Source organism: Vibrio tetraodonis, assembly GCF_003350295.1.
Classification (GTDB): domain Bacteria; phylum Pseudomonadota; class Gammaproteobacteria; order Enterobacterales; family Vibrionaceae; genus Vibrio; species Vibrio tetraodonis.
Genome location: NZ_QLYY01000030.1, coordinates 16,734 through 36,067 on the forward strand (window position 1 = coordinate 16,734; position 19,334 = coordinate 36,067).

General features: G+C 45.0%; 14 protein-coding genes. 13 read left to right on the plus strand and 1 reads right to left on the minus strand.

Features of this window, described 5'->3' with window-relative positions:
* The first annotated feature begins 12 nt into the window (after positions 1–12).
* The 11 genes from rpsG to rpoC all read left to right on the plus strand — a co-directional run bounded on the left by rpsG (position 13) and on the right by rpoC (position 16,335).
* Positions 13–483, plus strand: a complete 471-nt coding sequence (gene rpsG / locus DPF90_RS19695; protein ID WP_114788003.1) for a 30S ribosomal protein S7 — start codon at positions 13–15, stop codon at positions 481–483.
* 160 nt (positions 484–643) lie between these two features.
* On the plus strand, positions 644–2,743 hold the full coding sequence (gene fusA, locus DPF90_RS19700; RefSeq protein ID WP_114788004.1) for an elongation factor G: 2,100 nt from the start codon (positions 644–646) through the stop codon (positions 2,741–2,743).
* Positions 2,744–2,898: 155 nt separating this feature from the next.
* Complete coding sequence (gene tuf, locus DPF90_RS19705) at positions 2,899–4,083, plus strand: elongation factor Tu (RefSeq protein WP_114788005.1); 1,185 nt, start codon at positions 2,899–2,901, stop codon at positions 4,081–4,083.
* Positions 4,084–4,356: 273 nt separating this feature from the next.
* A complete protein-coding gene (gene secE, locus DPF90_RS19710; RefSeq protein WP_114788006.1) occupies positions 4,357–4,737 on the plus strand; it encodes a preprotein translocase subunit SecE in 381 nt (126 codons plus the stop codon).
* Between the two features lie 13 nt (positions 4,738–4,750).
* Positions 4,751–5,299, plus strand: coding sequence for a transcription termination/antitermination protein NusG (gene nusG / locus DPF90_RS19715; protein WP_114788007.1), 549 nt, complete (start codon positions 4,751–4,753; stop codon positions 5,297–5,299).
* A 165-nt stretch (positions 5,300–5,464) separates the two neighbouring features.
* A complete protein-coding gene (rplK, locus tag DPF90_RS19720; protein WP_026084318.1) occupies positions 5,465–5,893 on the plus strand; it encodes a 50S ribosomal protein L11 in 429 nt (142 codons plus the stop codon).
* A gap of 4 nt (positions 5,894–5,897) precedes the next feature.
* Positions 5,898–6,599, plus strand: coding sequence for a 50S ribosomal protein L1 (rplA, locus tag DPF90_RS19725; protein WP_114788008.1), 702 nt, complete (start codon positions 5,898–5,900; stop codon positions 6,597–6,599).
* A 277-nt stretch (positions 6,600–6,876) separates the two neighbouring features.
* Positions 6,877–7,371 (plus strand): 50S ribosomal protein L10, encoded by a 495-nt coding sequence (rplJ, locus tag DPF90_RS19730; RefSeq protein WP_114788009.1) that lies wholly within the window; start codon positions 6,877–6,879, stop codon positions 7,369–7,371.
* A gap of 57 nt (positions 7,372–7,428) precedes the next feature.
* Positions 7,429–7,797 carry a 50S ribosomal protein L7/L12 gene (gene rplL / locus DPF90_RS19735; protein ID WP_006957113.1) on the plus strand — a complete coding sequence of 123 codons (369 nt, stop codon included), beginning with the start codon at positions 7,429–7,431 and terminating at the stop codon, positions 7,795–7,797.
* 231 nt (positions 7,798–8,028) lie between these two features.
* Positions 8,029–12,057, plus strand: coding sequence for a DNA-directed RNA polymerase subunit beta (rpoB, locus tag DPF90_RS19740; protein ID WP_114788010.1), 4,029 nt, complete (start codon positions 8,029–8,031; stop codon positions 12,055–12,057).
* 75 nt (positions 12,058–12,132) lie between these two features.
* On the plus strand, positions 12,133–16,335 hold the full coding sequence (rpoC, locus tag DPF90_RS19745; RefSeq protein ID WP_114788011.1) for a DNA-directed RNA polymerase subunit beta': 4,203 nt from the start codon (positions 12,133–12,135) through the stop codon (positions 16,333–16,335).
* 92 nt (positions 16,336–16,427) lie between these two features.
* Here rpoC and rsd read toward each other — a convergent pair whose 3' ends face one another.
* Complete coding sequence (gene rsd, locus DPF90_RS19750; protein WP_114788022.1) at positions 16,428–16,922, minus strand: sigma D regulator; 495 nt, start codon at positions 16,920–16,922, stop codon at positions 16,428–16,430.
* Positions 16,923–17,100: 178 nt separating this feature from the next.
* On the opposite strand from rsd, the gene nudC reads away from it, so the two are divergent.
* Positions 17,101–17,880, plus strand: coding sequence for an NAD(+) diphosphatase (gene nudC, locus DPF90_RS19755; protein ID WP_114788012.1), 780 nt, complete (start codon positions 17,101–17,103; stop codon positions 17,878–17,880).
* A 290-nt stretch (positions 17,881–18,170) separates the two neighbouring features.
* A complete protein-coding gene (gene hemE, locus DPF90_RS19760) occupies positions 18,171–19,238 on the plus strand; it encodes a uroporphyrinogen decarboxylase (RefSeq protein WP_114788013.1) in 1,068 nt (355 codons plus the stop codon).
* The last annotated feature ends 96 nt before the right edge of the window (positions 19,239–19,334 follow it).

Sequence of the window (19,334 nt, forward strand, 5' to 3'; positions counted from 1 at the left end):
CGGAGAAATACCATGCCACGTCGTCGCGTCATTGGTCAGCGTAAGATCCTTCCAGATCCTAAGTTCAAATCAGAACTGCTGGCAAAATTCGTTAACATCCTTATGGTTGACGGTAAAAAATCTACTGCAGAGAAAATTGTTTACACTGCACTAGACACTATGGCTGAGAAATCTGGTAAAGATCACTTAGCTGTATTTGAAGAAGCTCTTGAAAATGTTCGTCCAGCGGTAGAGGTTAAATCTCGCCGTGTGGGTGGTTCAACTTACCAAGTTCCTGTAGAAGTGCGTCCTGTTCGTCGTAATGCACTTGCTATGCGTTGGGTAGTTGAAGCTGCGCGTAAGCGTGGTGAAAAATCTATGGCTGCTCGCCTAGCTGCTGAAATGCTAGATGCTGCAGACAACAAAGGTACTGCTGTTAAGAAACGTGAAGACGTTCACCGTATGGCAGAAGCGAACAAAGCGTTTGCTCATTACCGCTGGTAATACCTTTCAGTACCGCGAGACTCCTCGCGGTACTACTCTAGTTCCTATGCGTAAGCTTAGGAACTATTGCTATATCTAGGGCGCTGAAATCTGACATAGTGTTATTTAAGTAAGGCGAAACTAGCAATAGCAATAGTCCCTAATTCAAGAGGATTCAACCGTGGCTCGTAAAACACCTATTGAGCGCTACCGAAATATTGGCATCGTTGCCCACGTAGATGCGGGTAAAACCACTACAAGTGAACGTATTCTTTTCTATACTGGCCTATCTCATAAAATTGGTGAAGTTCACGATGGTGCTGCCACCATGGACTGGATGGAACAAGAACAAGAGCGTGGTATCACAATCACCTCTGCAGCAACCACCACTTTTTGGCGTGGTATGGAAGCGCAATTCCAAGATCACCGTATCAATATCATAGATACTCCCGGACACGTTGATTTTACTATCGAAGTTGAGCGTTCTTTACGTGTGCTTGATGGCGCCGTTGTTGTATTTTGTGGTTCATCAGGTGTAGAACCTCAATCAGAGACTGTTTGGCGTCAGGCTGATAAGTATCATGTTCCTCGTATGGTGTTCGTTAATAAGATGGATCGTGCGGGTGCTGATTTTCTGCGTGTTGTCGATCAAATCAAAAACCGTCTTGGTGCCAACCCTGTTCCAATTCAACTCAACGTTGGGGCGGAAGACGACTTCAAGGGCGTCATTGACCTGATTAAAATGAAAATGCTCAACTGGAATGCCGAAGATCAAGGCACCACCTTCACCTATGAAGACATTCCTGCAGATATGGCTGAACTTGCAGAAGAGTGGCGCAACAATCTTGTTGAGTCAGCGGCTGAAGCAAGTGAAGAGTTAATGGATAAATATCTTGAAGAAGGTGAGTTGTCTGAAGCTGAGATAAAGCAGGCATTACGTACACGTACACTTAACAATGAAATTGTTCTGGCTACATGTGGCAGCGCATTTAAAAACAAAGGTGTACAGGCGGTATTGGATGCGGTTGTTGAATACCTACCGTCTCCAATTGACGTACCAGCTATCAAAGGTGTTGATGAAAAAGACAACGAAGTTGAGCGTCATGCAGATGACAACGAACCCTTTGCAGCACTAGCGTTTAAAATTGCAACAGACCCATTTGTCGGTACGTTAACTTTCATGCGTGTTTACTCAGGCGTGGTTAACTCTGGTGATGCAGTTTACAACTCGGTTAAGCAAAAGAAAGAGCGTTTTGGTCGAATTGTACAAATGCATTCTAATAAGCGTGATGAGATTAAAGAAGTTCGTGCTGGTGATATTGCTGCGGCAATTGGCCTGAAAGATGTGACAACGGGTGATACCTTATGTGATCAAAACCATAAGGTGATTTTGGAACGTATGGAGTTCCCAGATCCGGTTATTCAAATTGCGGTTGAGCCTCGCTCTGTTGCTGACCAAGAAAAAATGGGTATCGCACTTGGTAAGCTTGCTGCAGAAGACCCATCTTTCAGAGTCGAGACGGACGATGAAACAGGTCAAACACTGATTTCTGGCATGGGCGAACTCCACCTTGATATCATTGTTGACCGCATGAAACGTGAATTCAGCGTTGATTGTAATGTTGGTAAACCCCAGGTGGCTTATCGAGAAACTATCCGTGGTAGTGCGGAAGTGGAAGGTAAATTTGTACGTCAATCTGGTGGTCGTGGTCAGTATGGTCACGTATGGATCAAACTGGAGCCATCTGAACCTGGCGAAGGTTTTGTCTTTGTTGACGAAATTGTGGGTGGTGTGGTTCCTAAGGAATACATCAGTTCGGTAGCGAAAGGTATCGAAGAACAAATGAACAGTGGTGTTCTGGCTGGTTACCCAGTGCTAGACATAAAAGCAACCCTGTTTGATGGTTCTTACCATGATGTTGACTCTAACGAGATGGCGTTTAAGATCGCCGGCTCAATGGCATTTAAGAAGGGTTCATTAGAAGCACAACCTGTACTTCTAGAGCCAATGATGAATGTCGAAGTAACTACTCCTGAAGATTGGATGGGTGATGTTGTTGGTGACTTAAACCGTCGCCGCGGCATGATTGAAGGTATGGACGAAGGCGTGGCGGGTATTAAGATCATTCGCGCTCAAGTACCTCTGTCTGAAATGTTTGGCTACGCAACAGACTTGCGTTCTGCAACTCAAGGTCGAGCATCTTACTCGATGGAGTTCAATGAGTACGCAGAAGTGCCGAAAAACTTTGCCCAAGCAATCATTGCAGAGCGTGGTTACTAATAAAAACGTATTAACCTTTAAAAATAGCAAGACTTTTTTGAAGATCAATACGTCCAAATATTGCGCTGGCGGACGTTGGCGCATAAAATAGCAAATTCTGGCGCGTCGTGATCAATAACGTTCGCGGCGAATCATAACTAGGAAGGAACACGATCGTGTCTAAAGAAAAATTTGAACGTACGAAACCGCACGTTAACGTTGGTACTATCGGCCACGTTGACCACGGTAAAACAACTCTAACTGCTGCAATCTGTACTACTCTAGCTAAAGTGTACGGCGGTGAAGCGAAAGACTTCGCATCAATCGATAACGCTCCAGAAGAGCGTGAGCGCGGTATCACAATCGCAACATCTCACGTAGAGTACGACACTCCAACTCGTCACTATGCACACGTAGACTGTCCAGGACACGCGGATTATGTTAAGAACATGATCACAGGTGCTGCACAGATGGATGGTGGTATCCTAGTTGTTGCTGCGACAGATGGCCCAATGCCACAGACTCGTGAGCACATCCTACTAGGCCGTCAGGTTGGTATCCCATACATCATCGTATTCATGAACAAATGTGACATGGTTGACGATGAAGAGCTACTAGAACTAGTAGAAATGGAAGTTCGTGAACTTCTATCTGAGTACGACTTCCCAGGTGACGATCTACCAGTAATCCAAGGTTCAGCTCTAGGCGCACTAAACGGCGAAGAGCAATGGGAAGCTAAGATTGTAGAACTAGCAGAAGCGCTAGATTCTTACATTCCAGAGCCAGAGCGTGCAGTAGACATGCCGTTCCTAATGCCGATTGAAGATGTATTCTCAATCCAAGGCCGTGGTACAGTAGTAACAGGTCGTATCGAGCGTGGTATCCTAAACGTAGGTGACGAAGTTGCTATCGTAGGTATCAAAGAGACGACTTCAACGACTTGTACAGGTGTTGAAATGTTCCGTAAGCTTCTAGACGAAGGTCGTGCGGGTGAAAACGTTGGTGCCCTACTACGTGGTACTAAGCGTGATGAAGTAGAGCGTGGTCAAGTACTAGCGGCTCCAGGTTCAATCACTCCACACACTAAGTTTGAGTCAGAAGTCTACGTACTGTCTAAAGATGAAGGTGGTCGTCACACACCATTCTTCAAAGGCTACCGTCCACAGTTCTACTTCCGTACAACTGACGTAACTGGTAACATCGAGCTACCAGAAGGCGTAGAAATGGTAATGCCAGGTGATAACATCCAAATGACTGTAGAGCTAATCGCACCAATCGCAATGGACGAAGGTCTTCGTTTCGCGATCCGTGAAGGTGGCCGTACAGTAGGTGCTGGTGTTGTTGCTAAGATCTTCGATTAATTCTCAAGAATTGGCGAAGCTTTCTGAAAATCTTTGAATAAGATTTGACGAAGCAGTAGCAAAAAGGGCATCATTTGATGCCCTTTTTCTGCACTCAATATAATATTTGCCAATTTCTTCTAAAGGTGGATATTAAGTAAATTCTTACTTTTTAAGGTAAGTGATTGAGTAATAAGAAGAGTACGCCAATCTAATAGGTTGTCGTTTCATGGATTTGCCCTGCAGTAGCGGGGTTGTTGTCGTCTATATTAAGACTTTTGACAGGTTGGTTTTATGAAAGCAAATAATGCTGAAACTCCTGATAGCTCAAATGGCGCAGATATCTTTAAGTGGGTTATCACTTTTACTCTGCTAGCCGCCGCTGTTGTGGGTAATTACCTGTATGGTGAAATGTCTGTAGTGATTCGCGTTGCCGGTGTTGTTGTATTAATTGCAGCAGCGTTAGGTGTGGCAGCCACAACAGTAAAGGGTAAGGCTGCGATTGATTTCGCTAAAGAATCTCGTATGGAAGTTCGTAAAGTAGTTTGGCCAACACGCCAAGAGACTATACAAACTACCTTGATCGTTTTAGCTGTAAGTATTGTAATGGCTCTAGCACTTTGGGGCATTGACGGCATTATGGTTCGTCTTGTCAACTTTGTGACTGGGGTATAGAGGGTTTTAATTCATGAGTGAAGCTCCCAAAAAACGCTGGTATGTGGTTCAAGCCTTCTCTGGGTTTGAAGGCCGTGTCGCTCAGTCTCTTCGTGAGCATATTAAAATGCACAGCATGGAAGAACTGTTTGGTGAAGTTCTTGTTCCTACTGAAGAAGTAGTCGAAATGCGTGCAGGTCAACGTCGTAAGTCTGAGCGTAAGTTCTTCCCAGGTTACGTCCTTGTTCAGATGATTATGAACGATGAATCATGGCACCTAGTACGCAGCGTACCTCGTGTCATGGGCTTCATTGGTGGCACTTCTGATCGTCCTGCACCTATCACGGATAAAGAGGCTGACGCTATCCTTAACCGCCTTGAAAAAGCGAGTGAGTCACCTCGCCCACGTACTATGTACGAAGCCGGTGAAGTTGTACGTGTCAATGATGGTCCATTTGCAGACTTTAACGGTACTGTTGAAGAAGTGGATTATGAGAAGAGCCGTATGAAGGTATCTGTTTCTATCTTCGGTCGAGCGACTCCTGTTGAACTTGAGTTTGGTCAGGTTGAAAAATTAGACTAAACCCAGAGTTTAAAGAGTACAAAAAAACAGCTTTAAAAGCTTGTATGAGGCGCGAATTATGATTATAATTTCGCGCCTTTTTACTTTGATGAAAGTAGAAAGTTATTTATATGAACGGGGAGCTGATCAGCGGATTAGCGTTAGTACCCAAAATTAGGAAAAATCATGGCTAAGAAAGTTGAAGCTTATATCAAGCTGCAAGTTGCTGCTGGTATGGCAAACCCAAGTCCACCAGTTGGTCCTGCTCTAGGTCAACACGGTGTTAACATCATGGAATTCTGTAAAGCGTTTAACGCAAAAACAGAATCGGTCGAGAAAGGTCTACCAACTCCAGTTGTTATCACTGTATACAATGACCGTTCTTTCACTTTTGTAACTAAGACTCCACCGGCAGCAGTTCTTCTTAAGAAAGCGGCTGGCGTTAAGTCTGGTTCAGGTCGTCCAAACACTGAAAAAGTGGGTACGGTAACTGACGCTCAAATCCAAGAAATCGCAGAAACTAAAGCTGCAGATATGACTGGTGCTGACATCGAAGCAATGAAGCGTTCAATCGCTGGTACTGCTCGTTCAATGGGCCTAGTGGTAGAGGGTTAAGATCATGGCAAAACTAACTAAGCGCATGCGCGTAATCCGTGAAAAAGTTGACGTAACTAAAGAATACGAAATCAACGAAGCTGTTGCTCTTCTTCAAGAACTAGCTACTGCTAAGTTTGTTGAGTCTGTTGATGTTGCTGTTAACCTAGGCATCGATGCTCGTAAATCTGACCAGAACGTACGTGGTGCAACTGTACTACCTCACGGTACTGGCCGCGAAATCCGCGTTGCAGTGTTCACTCAAGGTGCAAACGCTGAAGCAGCTAAAGAAGCTGGCGCAGACATCGTTGGTATGGAAGATCTTGCTGAGCAAGTGAAGAAAGGCGAAATGAACTTTGACGTAGTTGTTGCTTCTCCAGATGCAATGCGCGTTGTAGGTCAGCTAGGTACTATCCTTGGTCCTCGCGGTCTAATGCCAAACCCTAAAGTTGGTACTGTGACTCCTAACGTTGCTGAAGCAGTTAAAAATGCTAAAGCGGGTCAGGTTCGCTACCGTAACGACAAAAACGGCATCATCCACACTACTATCGGTAAAGCAAACTTCTCTGCACAGCAGATCCAAGAGAACCTAGAAGCACTTCTAGTGGCTCTGAAGAAAGCTAAGCCATCTTCTGCTAAAGGTACATTCCTGCAGAAAGTAAGCATCTCTACTACTATGGGTGCTGGTGTTGCTATAGATCAGGCTAGCCTGAACACTCAAGCATAATTTATTTGCTTAGGCGTGAAATTTATGTATAATTTCGCGCCTAATATTTGTGGTTGGGGCTGAACTTTTATTCTACAAGAATTAAGACTCAGTCTCCGTCCAAGACCGTAGGTGTCTGATTTTTATTAAATGATGACTTAATCTTCCTACGTAGATGGTGCCCGAACTGACAGAAAGCTCTATGTAAATAGTTACCTTTCTTCTGGGAAGCACCTCAATAACTCTCACTGTTGTGATAATAGTGAGTGGTGTAACGACAACCAGGAGTAAATCCAAGATGGCTTTAAACCTTCAAGACAAAAAAGCAATTGTTGCTGAAGTCAACGAAGCTGCCAGTGGTGCACTTTCTGCAGTTGTAGCTGATTCTCGTGGCGTTGAAGTGGGCGCGATGACATCTCTACGTAAACAAGCTCGTGAAGCGGGTGTTTATGTACGAGTTGTTCGTAACACACTAATGCGTCGTGCGGTTGAAGGTACAGACTACGAGTGTCTAACTGACACTTTCACTGGTCCTACTCTAATCGCATTCTCTAATGAGCACCCAGGTGCTGCAGCGCGTCTTTTTAAAGACTTCGCTAAAGAGAATTCAAACTTCGAGATCAGAGCTGCTGCATTTGAAGGTGCGCTAGCTGACGCTGAAGTACTAGCGACACTACCAACTTACGACGAAGCAATCGCACGTCTAATGATGTGCATGAAAGAAGCTTCTGCAGGCAAGCTGGTACGTACTATCGCAGCACTACGCGATCAAAAAGAAGAAGCTGCGGCATAAGCCTTGCTTTTTTCTGGTTGCTTAATAAACTTATTGTTGATTTAAAAGAGAATTGTTATGTCTATTACTAACGAGCAAATCCTAGATGCAGTTGCAGAAATGTCTGTAATGCAAGTTGTTGAACTAATCGAAGCAATGGAAGAGAAATTCGGTGTTTCTGCTGCTGCTGCTGTTGTAGCTGGCGGTGCTGCTGGTGGCGAAGCTGCTGCTGAGCAAACTGAATTCGACGTAATCCTAGAATCTGCTGGCGGCAACAAAGTTGCTGTAATCAAAGCGGTACGTGGCGCGACTGGCCTAGGTCTTAAAGAAGCGAAAGCTCTAGTTGACGGCGCTCCTGCACCTCTTAAAGAAGGCATCGAGAAAGATGAAGCTGAAGCTCTTAAAGCTCAGCTAGAAGAAGCTGGTGCAAGTGTTACTGTTAAGTAATTATTGCATAGTTTCTTAGCCTAGAGGCTAATGGCTGGTGGTTTTACAACCACCGGCCTTTTTGCGCTGTAGGGGTTGGGTGATTTTTCCGCTGTTTGAGCACCCAAGTTCCTAGCAAAAAGCATTTCATGACAGCTTTATGAAATGTCACTACAGTCAAACAGTTGTTAGTCACTGTCTACGAATGACTCTAGACAGTTTGGGTCACTTATCAGCGAGCTGAGGAACCCCATGGTTTACTCTTATACCGAGAAAAAGCGCATCCGTAAGGACTTTGGTACTCGTCCACAAGTGTTGGACATTCCATACCTGCTATCGATCCAGCTCGATTCGTTCGAGAAATTTATCGAACAGGATCCTGAAGGTCAATACGGTCTTGAAGCTGCTTTCCGTTCTGTATTTCCAATTCAGAGCTATAACGGCAATTCCGAGCTGCAATACGTTAGCTACCGTCTTGGTGAGCCAGTTTTTGACGTTAAAGAATGTCAAATTCGCGGCGTAACTTATTCAAAACCACTACGCGTAAAACTGCGCTTAGTCATCTTTGATAAAGACGCGCCAGCAGGTACTGTAAAAGACATTAAAGAACAAGAAGTCTACATGGGCGAAATACCGCTTATGACAGACAATGGTACCTTCGTTATCAATGGTACCGAGAGGGTTATCGTATCCCAGCTGCACAGAAGCCCAGGTGTATTCTTCGACAGCGATAAGGGTAAGACCCACTCTTCAGGTAAAGTTCTATACAATGCGCGCATCATTCCTTACCGTGGTTCATGGCTTGATTTCGAGTTTGATCCTAAGGATAACTTATATGTACGTATTGACCGTCGTCGTAAACTGCCTGCATCGATCATTCTTCGTGCGCTAGGTAAGACGACAGATGAAATCCTAGACATCTTCTTTGAGAAGGTGAACTTCGAGGTGAAAGACCAGACTCTTCTTATGGAGCTGGTTCCGGATCGTCTGCGCGGTGAAACGGCATCATTCGATATTGAAGCTAATGGCAAGGTCTACGTAGAAACGGGCCGTCGTGTAACAGCACGCCATATCCGTCAACTTGAAAAAGATGGCGTTGAGCATATTGAAGTGCCCGTTGAGTACATAGTTGGTAGAGTTGCATCAAAAGATTATATCAATGAAGCAACTGGTGAGATTATTGTTTCTGCTAACCAAGAGATCAGTCTTGAAGCACTAGCAAACTTATCTCAAGCTGGTCATAAAGCACTAGAAGTTCTATTTACGAACGATCTAGACCATGGCCCATTCATGTCAGATACACTGCGCATCGATAGTACTGTTGATCGTATTTCTGCGTTGGTAGAAATCTACCGCATGATGCGCCCAGGTGAGCCGCCAACGAAAGAAGCCGCTGAAGCCTTATTTGATAGCTTATTCTTCTCTGAAGAGCGTTATGATCTTTCGACTGTTGGTCGTATGAAGTTCAACAGCTCAATTGAGCGCGAAGACGCACAAGAGCAGGGTACGCTTGACGAGCTAGATATCATCGAAGTGATGAAGAAGCTCATTGCTATTCGTAACGGTATTGGAGAAGTCGACGATATTGACCACTTAGGTAACCGTCGTATCCGTAGCGTTGGTGAAATGGCTGAAAACCAATTCCGTGTTGGTTTAGTACGTGTAGAGCGTGCAGTGAAAGAGCGTCTAAGCTTGGGCGATCTAGATGCTGTAATGCCACAAGATTTGATCAACGCTAAGCCAATTTCTGCGGCAGTGAAAGAGTTCTTTGGCTCTTCTCAGTTGTCTCAGTTTATGGACCAGAACAACCCTCTATCAGAAGTAACGCATAAGCGTCGTATCTCTGCATTGGGTCCAGGCGGTCTAACGCGTGAACGCGCTGGTTTTGAAGTTCGAGACGTACACGTAACTCACTACGGCCGTCTATGTCCGATCGAAACGCCTGAAGGTCCAAACATCGGTCTTATCAACTCGCTATCTGCATTCGCACGTTGTAATGAGTATGGTTTCCTTGAAACACCATATCGCCGTGTTGTAGATGGTGTAGTAACAGACGAAGTTGATTACCTATCTGCTATTCAGGAAGGTCAATACGTTATCGCTCAGGCGAACACAGTACTGACTGAAGCAGGTACATTTGCTGAAGAGTTGATCACAGCTCGTCAGAAAGGTGAATCTGGTCTGCACCCACGTGACCATGTAGATTACATGGACGTTGCGACTAACCAAGTAGTATCTATCGCTGCTTCGCTTATTCCGTTCCTAGAACACGATGATGCGAACCGTGCATTGATGGGTGCGAACATGCAACGTCAGGCTGTTCCAACACTTAAGGCTGATAAGCCTCTTGTTGGTACAGGTATTGAGCGTAATATTGCTGTTGACTCAGGTGTAACAGCGGTTGCTAAGCGTGGTGGTGTTATCCAGTCTGTAGATGCGTCTCGTATCGTTGTGAAAGTGAACGAAGACGAGTTGATCCCAGGTGAAGCGGGTATCGATATCTACAACCTAACTAAATACACTCGTTCAAACCAAAACACGTGTATCAACCAGCGTCCAACTGTGATGCCTGGTGAACCTGTTGCACGTGGCGATGTGCTTGCCGATGGTCCTTCTACAGACTTAGGTGAACTTGCACTTGGTCAGAACATGCGTATCGCGTTTATGCCTTGGAATGGTTACAACTTCGAGGACTCGATCCTTGTTTCTGAGCGTGTTGTTCAAGAAGACCGTTTCACGACGATTCACATTCAAGAGCTATCTTGTGTTGCACGTGATACTAAGCTTGGTGCTGAAGAAATCACAGCCGATATTCCAAACGTAGGTGAGTCTGCTCTGTCTAAATTGGACGAGTCAGGCATCGTTTACATAGGTGCGGAAGTTAAGGGTGGTGACATCCTTGTTGGTAAAGTAACACCAAAAGGCGAGACTCAGCTAACTCCAGAAGAGAAGCTACTGCGTGCCATTTTTGGTGAAAAAGCATCAGACGTTAAAGATACCTCACTGCGTGTACCAAACTCAGTGTCAGGTACCATCATTGATGTTCAAGTATTCACTCGTGACGGTGTCGAAAAAGACAAACGTGCGCTTGAAATTGAACAGATGCAGCTAAAAGAAGCGAAGAAAGACCTTACTGAAGAATTCCAGATTCTAGAAGGTGGCCTACTCAACCGCGTTAAAGCTGTACTGGTTGAAGGTGGTTATACTGACGCTAAGCTTGACGCTATTGACCGCAAGAAGTGGTTAGAGCTAACGCTAGACGACGATACTCAGCAGACTAAGCTTGAGCAACTTGCAGAGCAGTACGATGAGCTAAAAGCTGACTTCGATAAGAAGTTCGAAACTAAGCGTCGTAAGATCACTCAAGGTGATGACCTAGCTCCTGGCGTACTGAAGATCGTTAAAGTTTACCTTGCGGTTAAACGTCGTATTCAGCCAGGCGATAAGATGGCCGGTCGTCACGGTAACAAGGGTGTAATCTCTAAGATCAACCCTGTAGAAGACATGCCTTACGATGAGAAAGGTCAGCCGGTTGACATCGTGCTTAACCCGCTAGGTGTACCTTCTCGTATGAACATAGGTCAGATCCTCGAAGTCCACTTAGGTCTCGCGGCTAAAGGTATTGGTGACAAGATCAACCAAATGCTGAAAGAGCAGCAAGAGCTGGCTAAGTTCCGTGACTTCCTACAGAAGGTTTACGACTTAGGTGAAACTCGTCAGACAGTTGATGTTGCATCCTTGACTGACGATGAAGTGCGCACCTTGGTCAACAACTTGCGTGGTGGTCTACCTATCGCAACACCAGTCTTTGATGGTGCTTCTGAGCAGTCAATCAAAGAACTACTTAAGCTGGGTGAACTGCCAGAATCTGGTCAGCTTACTCTGTTTGATGGTCGTACTGGTGATGCATTTGAGCGTCCTGTAACCGTTGGTTACATGTATATGCTCAAACTAAACCACCTTGTTGATGACAAGATGCATGCTCGTTCTACTGGTTCATACAGCCTAGTTACTCAGCAACCGCTGGGTGGTAAAGCTCAGTTCGGTGGTCAGCGTTTCGGTGAGATGGAAGTATGGGCACTAGAAGCATATGGTGCTGCTTACACCCTACAAGAAATGCTAACGGTCAAGTCAGATGACGTTAACGGCCGTACCAAGATGTATAAGAACATCGTGGATGGCAACCATAGCATGGAGCCGGGCATGCCAGAATCGTTCAACGTACTGTTGAAAGAGATTCGCTCGCTTGGTATCAATATCGAGCTAGAAGACGAAGAGTAATCCCCACGGGGTTATTTGGTTGAAGGTGCTCACTTTTGCGGGTGAGCTCCTTTTAACTCCTTACAGGAGCTGATTGTGAAAGACTTATTAAACTTTCTAAAAGCACAGCATAAGACCGAAGAATTTGATGCAATCAAAATCGGTCTATCTTCACCAGACATGATTCGTTCATGGTCTTTTGGTGAAGTTAAAAAACCTGAAACGATCAACTATCGTACGTTCAAACCTGAACGAGATGGTCTGTTCTGTGCGCGTATTTTTGGCCCAGTTAAAGATTATGAATGTCTTTGTGGCAAATATAAGCGTCTGAAACACCGTGGTGTTATCTGTGAGAAGTGTGGCGTTGAAGTTACACAAACTAAAGTTCGCCGTGACCGTATGGGCCACATTGAACTTGCTTCACCAGTTGCTCACATCTGGTTCCTAAAATCATTGCCGTCTCGTATCGGTCTACTTATGGATATCCCACTGCGTGATATCGAGCGTGTTCTTTACTTCGAAATGTACGTAGTAACAGAACCTGGTATGACAGATCTAGAAAAATCTCAGATGCTTACTGAAGAAGAGTATCTAGACCGCCTAGAAGAGTGGGGTGATGAATTCACGGCTAAGATGGGTGCTGAAGCGATCAAAGACCTACTTGCGTCTATGGATCTGCCAGCCGAAATCGAAGAAATGCGTGAAGAGCTTCAGTCTACTAATTCAGAGACTAAGCGCAAGAAAATCACTAAGCGCTTGAAGCTAGTTGAAGCATTCGTTCAATCGGGCAACAACCCAGAGTGGATGATCTTAACTGTGCTTCCGGTACTTCCGCCAGATCTACGCCCTCTAGTTCCACTAGATGGTGGTCGCTTTGCGACTTCAGATCTGAACGATCTATATCGCCGTGTGATCAACCGTAATAACCGTTTGAAGCGTCTATTAGAGCTTGCTGCTCCAGACATTATCGTACGTAACGAAAAGCGTATGCTACAAGAGTCTGTTGATGCACTTCTAGATAACGGTCGTCGCGGCCGTGCGATTACAGGTTCGAACAAGCGTCCTCTAAAATCTCTTGCTGATATGATCAAGGGTAAACAAGGTCGTTTCCGTCAGAACCTTCTAGGTAAACGTGTAGACTACTCTGGCCGTTCTGTAATCACAGTAGGTCCATACCTTCGTCTGCATCAGTGTGGTCTTCCTAAGAAGATGGCACTTGAGCTATTCAAACCATTTATCTACAGCAAACTTGAGACTCGTGGTTTAGCGACGACGATCAAAGCTGCTAAGAAGATGGTAGAGCGTGAAGAAGCGGTTGTATGGGATATTCTCGATGAAGTGATTCGTGAACACCCAGTACTACTGAACCGTGCACCGACACTTCACCGTCTAGGTATTCAGGCGTTCGAACCAGTACTTATCGAAGGTAAAGCGATTCAGCTGCACCCACTTGTTTGTGCGGCGTACAACGCGGACTTCGATGGTGACCAAATGGCGGTTCACGTTCCTCTAACTCTAGAGGCGCAGCTTGAAGCTCGTACTTTGATGATGTCGACAAACAACATTCTGTCGCCAGCATCAGGTGATCCTATCATCGTACCTTCACAGGACGTTGTTTTGGGTCTGTACTACATGACGCGTGAGAAGATTAACGTCAAAGGCGAAGGTATGTACCTTGCTAGCCCAGCAGAAGCTGAGAAAGCATATCGTACCAAGTCTGCAGAGCTGCATGCTCGCGTTAAAGTCCGTATCACTGAGACTGTTAAAGATGAAGATGGCAACAGCACTACTGAGACTAAGTTAGTTGATACAACTATCGGTCGTGCAATGCTGTGGCAAATTGTGCCTGCAGGTCTTCCGTTTAGCATCGTTAACCAAAAGTTAGGTAAGAAGCAAATCTCTCACCTATTGAACGAGGCTTACCGTAAGCTGGGTCTGAAAGACACAGTTATCTTTGCTGACCAAATCATGTATACCGGTTTTGCATACGCAGCGCTTTCAGGTGTTTCTGTTGGTATCGACGACATGGTTGTACCAGATGCGAAATACACTGAAATCGAAGAAGCGGAAGCAGAAGTTCGAGAAATCCAGGAACAGTACCAATCTGGTCTTGTTACCGCGGGTGAGCGCTACAACAAGGTGATCGATATTTGGGCATCGACCAATGATCGCGTTGCAAAACTGATGATGGAAAACCTGTCATCAGAGACAGTGGTTAACCGTGAAGGTGAAGGCGAACAGCAAGAGTCGTTCAACAGCATCTACATGATGGCTGACTCGGGCGCTCGTGGTTCTGCTGCTCAGATTCGTCAGCTTGCTGGTATGCGTGGTCTGATGGCGCGTCCAGATGGTTCTATCATCGAAACGCCGATCACGGCGAACTTTAAAGAAGGCTTGAACGTACTTCAGTACTTTATCTCAACGCACGGTGCTCGTAAGGGTCTAGCGGATACGGCACTGAAAACAGCGAACTCAGGTTATCTGACACGTCGTCTAGTAGATGTCGCGCAAGATGTTGTCGTCCATGAGCACGATTGTGGCACACATGAAGGTATCGACATGATGCCTCATATTGAAGGTGGTGACGTTAAAGTTGCACTCTCTGAGCTAGCTCTTGGTCGTGTAGTTGCTGAAGATGTTCTTAAGCCAGGCACTGAAGATGTTTTGATTCCACGTAATACTCTGATTGATGAGAAGTGGTGTCAGATCATGGAAGACAACTCAGTAGATAAAATCCGAGTTCGTTCAGTGGTAACTTGTGATGCAGACTTCGGTTGTTGTTCACAGTGTTATGGTCGTGATCTTGCACGTGGTCACCTAGTTAACCAAGGTGAAGCAGTGGGTGTTATTGCTGCTCAGTCTATCGGTGAACCGGGTACACAGTTAACCATGCGTACGTTCCACATCGGTGGTGCAGCATCGACGGCAGCAGCAGAAAATAGCATTCAAGTGAAGACCACTGGTACTGTGAAGCTGCATAACGCTAAGTTCGTAACTAACAAGCAAGGTAAGCTTGTGATCACTTCTCGTGCATCAGAGCTAACCATTATTGACGAATTTGGCCGCACCAAAGAGAAGCACAAACTTCCATACGGTTCACTACTTAGCAAAGGCGACAACGAGGGCGTTGAAGCTGGAGAAACAGTAGCGAACTGGGAAGCTCACACTATGCCAATCATCACTGAAGTGGCAGGTCGTATCCAATTTGTTGATATGATTGATGGTGTAACGGTTTCTCGTCAAACTGATGACCTAACAGGTTTGTCTTCTAGTGAAGTGACCGAAGCGGCTGCGAGACCAGCTGCAGGTAAAGACATGCGCCCTGCTATCAAACTTATTGATGCGGCAGGCAAAGATGTAATGATTCCTGGTACGGATATGCCAGCCCATTACTTCTTACCTGGTAAAGCGATTGTTAACATTGAAGACGGTGCTGAAGTTGGTGTCGGTGACACGCTTGCTCGTATTCCTCAGAAATCTGGCGGAAACCGAGACATTACAGGTGGTCTACCACGAGTTGCTGACTTGTTTGAAGCTCGTAAGCCGAAAGAACCTGCGATTCTTGCTGAGCACACAGGTACTGTGAGCTTTGGTAAAGAGACTAAAGGTAAGCGTCGTCTAGTGATCACCCGTGAAGGTGGAGATACCTACGAAGAGATGATCCCTAAACATCGTCAGCTCAACGTTTTTGAAGGTGAAAAAGTTGAACGTGGTGATGTGATTGCCGATGGTCCAGAGTCTCCACATGACATTCTACGTTTACGTGGTATCCATGCGGTTACTCAGTACATCGCGAACGAAGTTCAAGAAGTATACCGCTTACAGGGCGTTAAGATTAACGACAAGCACATCGAGACTATCGTTCGTCAAATGCTTCGCAAGTGTACAATCACATTCGCTGGTGACTCAGAGTTCCTAGCGGGCGAGCAAGTTGAATATGCGAACGTTAAGATTGCTAATCGTCAGCTTGAAGCTGAGGGTAAAGAACCTGCACGCTTCGAACGCGAACTACTTGGTATCACTAAAGCGTCTCTAGCAACTGAATCCTTCATTTCAGCGGCATCGTTCCAGGAGACAACTCGCGTACTAACAGAAGCAGCAGTTTCTGGTAAGCGTGATGAGCTACGTGGTCTGAAAGAAAACGTTATTGTTGGTCGATTGATTCCAGCAGGTACAGGTTTCGCTTACCACCAAGATCGTCAAGCAAAACGTGTTGAAGAGCAAGAAGGCCCATCTGTTGAACAAGCAACAGATAACTTAGCTGCTTTGCTTAACGCAGGTTTTTCAGTTGATGAGTAATAGCTTTTAAAGCGTTAAAAAAGGCACCCTTGGGTGCCTTTTTTTGTTCGTTCTGTTTACAACCTTGAGGAAGTAAAGTTGTACATGGTTTATTATGCGCCAGGAGGAACAGCCAAACTGTCCGCAATTAACTGGATCAGCTGATCCTCTACTTCAAAACGGGCTTCCAATATCTCGCCAATTAGCGATAAATCGCTATCAAAAGACTCCAGAGGTTCATCATCTTTAACCGCAGCGTATTTGTCGGTAAAGTTGAGCAGTGGATCGGTAGTAAGCACAATGCGCCCGTAGGTTGCATTGATTTCCTCTGTTGCTTCAAAGCCAGTCGAACGCCATTTATCCATCACCATATCATAAATCTTGAAATGCCCTTCAGAGATATAATCGACGAGATGTTGGCAGAAAACTTGTAGCTCATCAGCGGTAGGGAGTGAAGAAAGTGTGGTTTTTACAGAAGTGGGTTGAAGTGATGCAAGCTTACAATATTCTACGATAAGCGATTGCCTAGTCTCTAGCCAGTGATCAATAAGTTCACTTGAGCCGCCCCATTGTTCTTGTGTTTGTTTGAATTTATTCAGCATGACCATATCCTCATGATCGAGCCACTTTTGCAGTGACAATTACGCTTTGACTCCCAAAACCGGTGTAGAGCAAAACTTTTCGTTCTTACTAGAGTTTATAGCCAGAAACTCGCTCTACTACAAACCCTAGTATGAATTAAGATTGCCAGTAAAATGAATGAACTGCAAGTATAGAGGGTTGGTAATGTTAAGCAAAAATGATAGAAAGCCAATAGAGACAGCCTACTGGTGTCTTGTGTCGGGAAGTGAAGTATGGTTGATTAACAACAAATTACCTTGTGGCACTGCCATAGAACTTTCTATACCACAGGGCCTGGGACACAAGATTGGTGAGTATGAAAATCTGCCTGTTATTTGGTTAAATGCAGATGAAGTTGAACAAAATCTGCACCTAACGCCATTACGTGAGTGTCTAAGCCTGCCCGAGAGCGTTTTTTTATTACTCAGTAAAGCCGTTCAGTATGGTCACATGACCCAAACACTGAGATTTTGCTCTATTTGTGGTGGCAGGAGTCATCTCAACAACAATCAACTGGCAATGCAATGCGGAGACTGTCGGACACTGCATTACCCACGTATATTTCCTTGCATCATAGTGGCTGTTCGTAAAGGTAACCAGATTTTACTGGCTCAGCATTCTCGTCACCGAAATGGTATGTATACGGTTATCGCAGGGTTTGCAGAAGTGGGTGAAACTCTTGAGCAATGTGTTGCAAGAGAAGTGAAAGAGGAGACGGGCCTTGATGTTACCAATATTCGCTATTTTTCCAGCCAACCTTGGGCTTTTCCATCCAGTTTAATGGTTGGCTTTTTGGCTGATTATCAACAAGGAGAGCTGAAACCAGATGATTCAGAGATTGAGAGTCTTGGTTGGTTTTCAGCCGATACATTACCTGCTATTGCGCCACATGGAACTATTGCAAGAGCGTTAATCGAGGAGACGATTAAGGAGTGTGTTAAATAAACACACCCGGAATTTATCTTCTTGAATCCGTTTAAACGCAAAAAAAAACCCTCCGAGAGGGAGGGGGTAAGTAAGATGTCGTTATGAGATGCTGAGTCACAGGTACTCAGGTTATAGTTATTATTTTTCGCTAGCGTGGAGATTTTTAACACTGTTACAGTTTGGGCGCAAACTAAGCGCTGATTTAAACGTTAATAACTTGATCTAGGTTGCAAAGCATGCCGCTTTTGTAGACTAAACAGTGTTAGAATAACGGCGCTAAACAAAAGCTCAATAGTTGGAAATACGGAATGACTGAACTTAAAAATGATCGTTATCTGCGTGCTCTTTTAAAGCAACCAGTAGACTACACACCAGTATGGATGATGCGTCAGGCAGGACGTTACCTCCCAGAATATAAAGCGACTCGAGCTGAGGCTGGTGACTTTATGTCTTTGTGTAAGAATGCTGAGCTTGCCTCAGAAGTCACACTTCAGCCATTACGTCGTTACCCTCTTGATGCTGCAATTTTATTCTCGGATATCCTAACTATTCCAGATGCCATGGGTCTAAAATTGCGCTTTGCTGCTGGAGAAGGCCCAGTATTTGATAACCCTATTACCTGCAAGGCTGATGTTGAAAAAATTGGCATCCCAGATCCGGAAGCTGAATTGCAATATGTGATGAACGCCGTTCGTCAGATCCGTAAAGATCTAAAAGGAGAAGTACCTTTGATTGGCTTCTCTGGAAGTCCTTGGACGCTGGCAACTTACATGATCGAAGGTGGCAGCTCAAAAGCTTTCACTAAAATCAAGAGGATGATGTATTCAGAGCCACAAACACTGCATATGTTGTTAGATAAACTTGCCGACAGTGTTATTGAATATCTTAACGCTCAGATTAAAGCTGGAGCTCAATCTGTCATGGTGTTTGATACTTGGGGTGGTGTCCTGACTCCAAGAGATTACAATTTATTCTCACTCCAATACATGGCAAAAATTGTTGATGGACTGATTCGAGAAAACGAAGGGCGCCGAGTACCCGTCACCTTGTTTACTAAAAATGGTGGCATGTGGTTAGAAAAAATTGCCGCGACCGGATGTGATGCGGTTGGTTTAGACTGGACAATTAACATCGAAGAAGCTGTGCGCCGCGTTGGAGATAAAGTGGCACTGCAAGGAAATATGGATCCTTCAATCTTGTATGCATCACCAGAGAGAATCCGCCAAGAAGTCGCAGATATTTTAGCAGGCTTTGGGGATAGGGGGACTGGTCATGTATTTAACCTAGGACATGGTATCCACCTTGATGTTCCACCGGAAAACGCTGGGGTATTTGTTGAAGCGGTTCACGACCTGTCTAAGTCCTTTCATCAATAAATTTATTAAGCGTTTGGTCTAATCAAGCGCTTTTTATTTTGTGGTTAGTATGTTGAGCATATCTAACTATTAAGATGCTTTATATCACTATTTCTG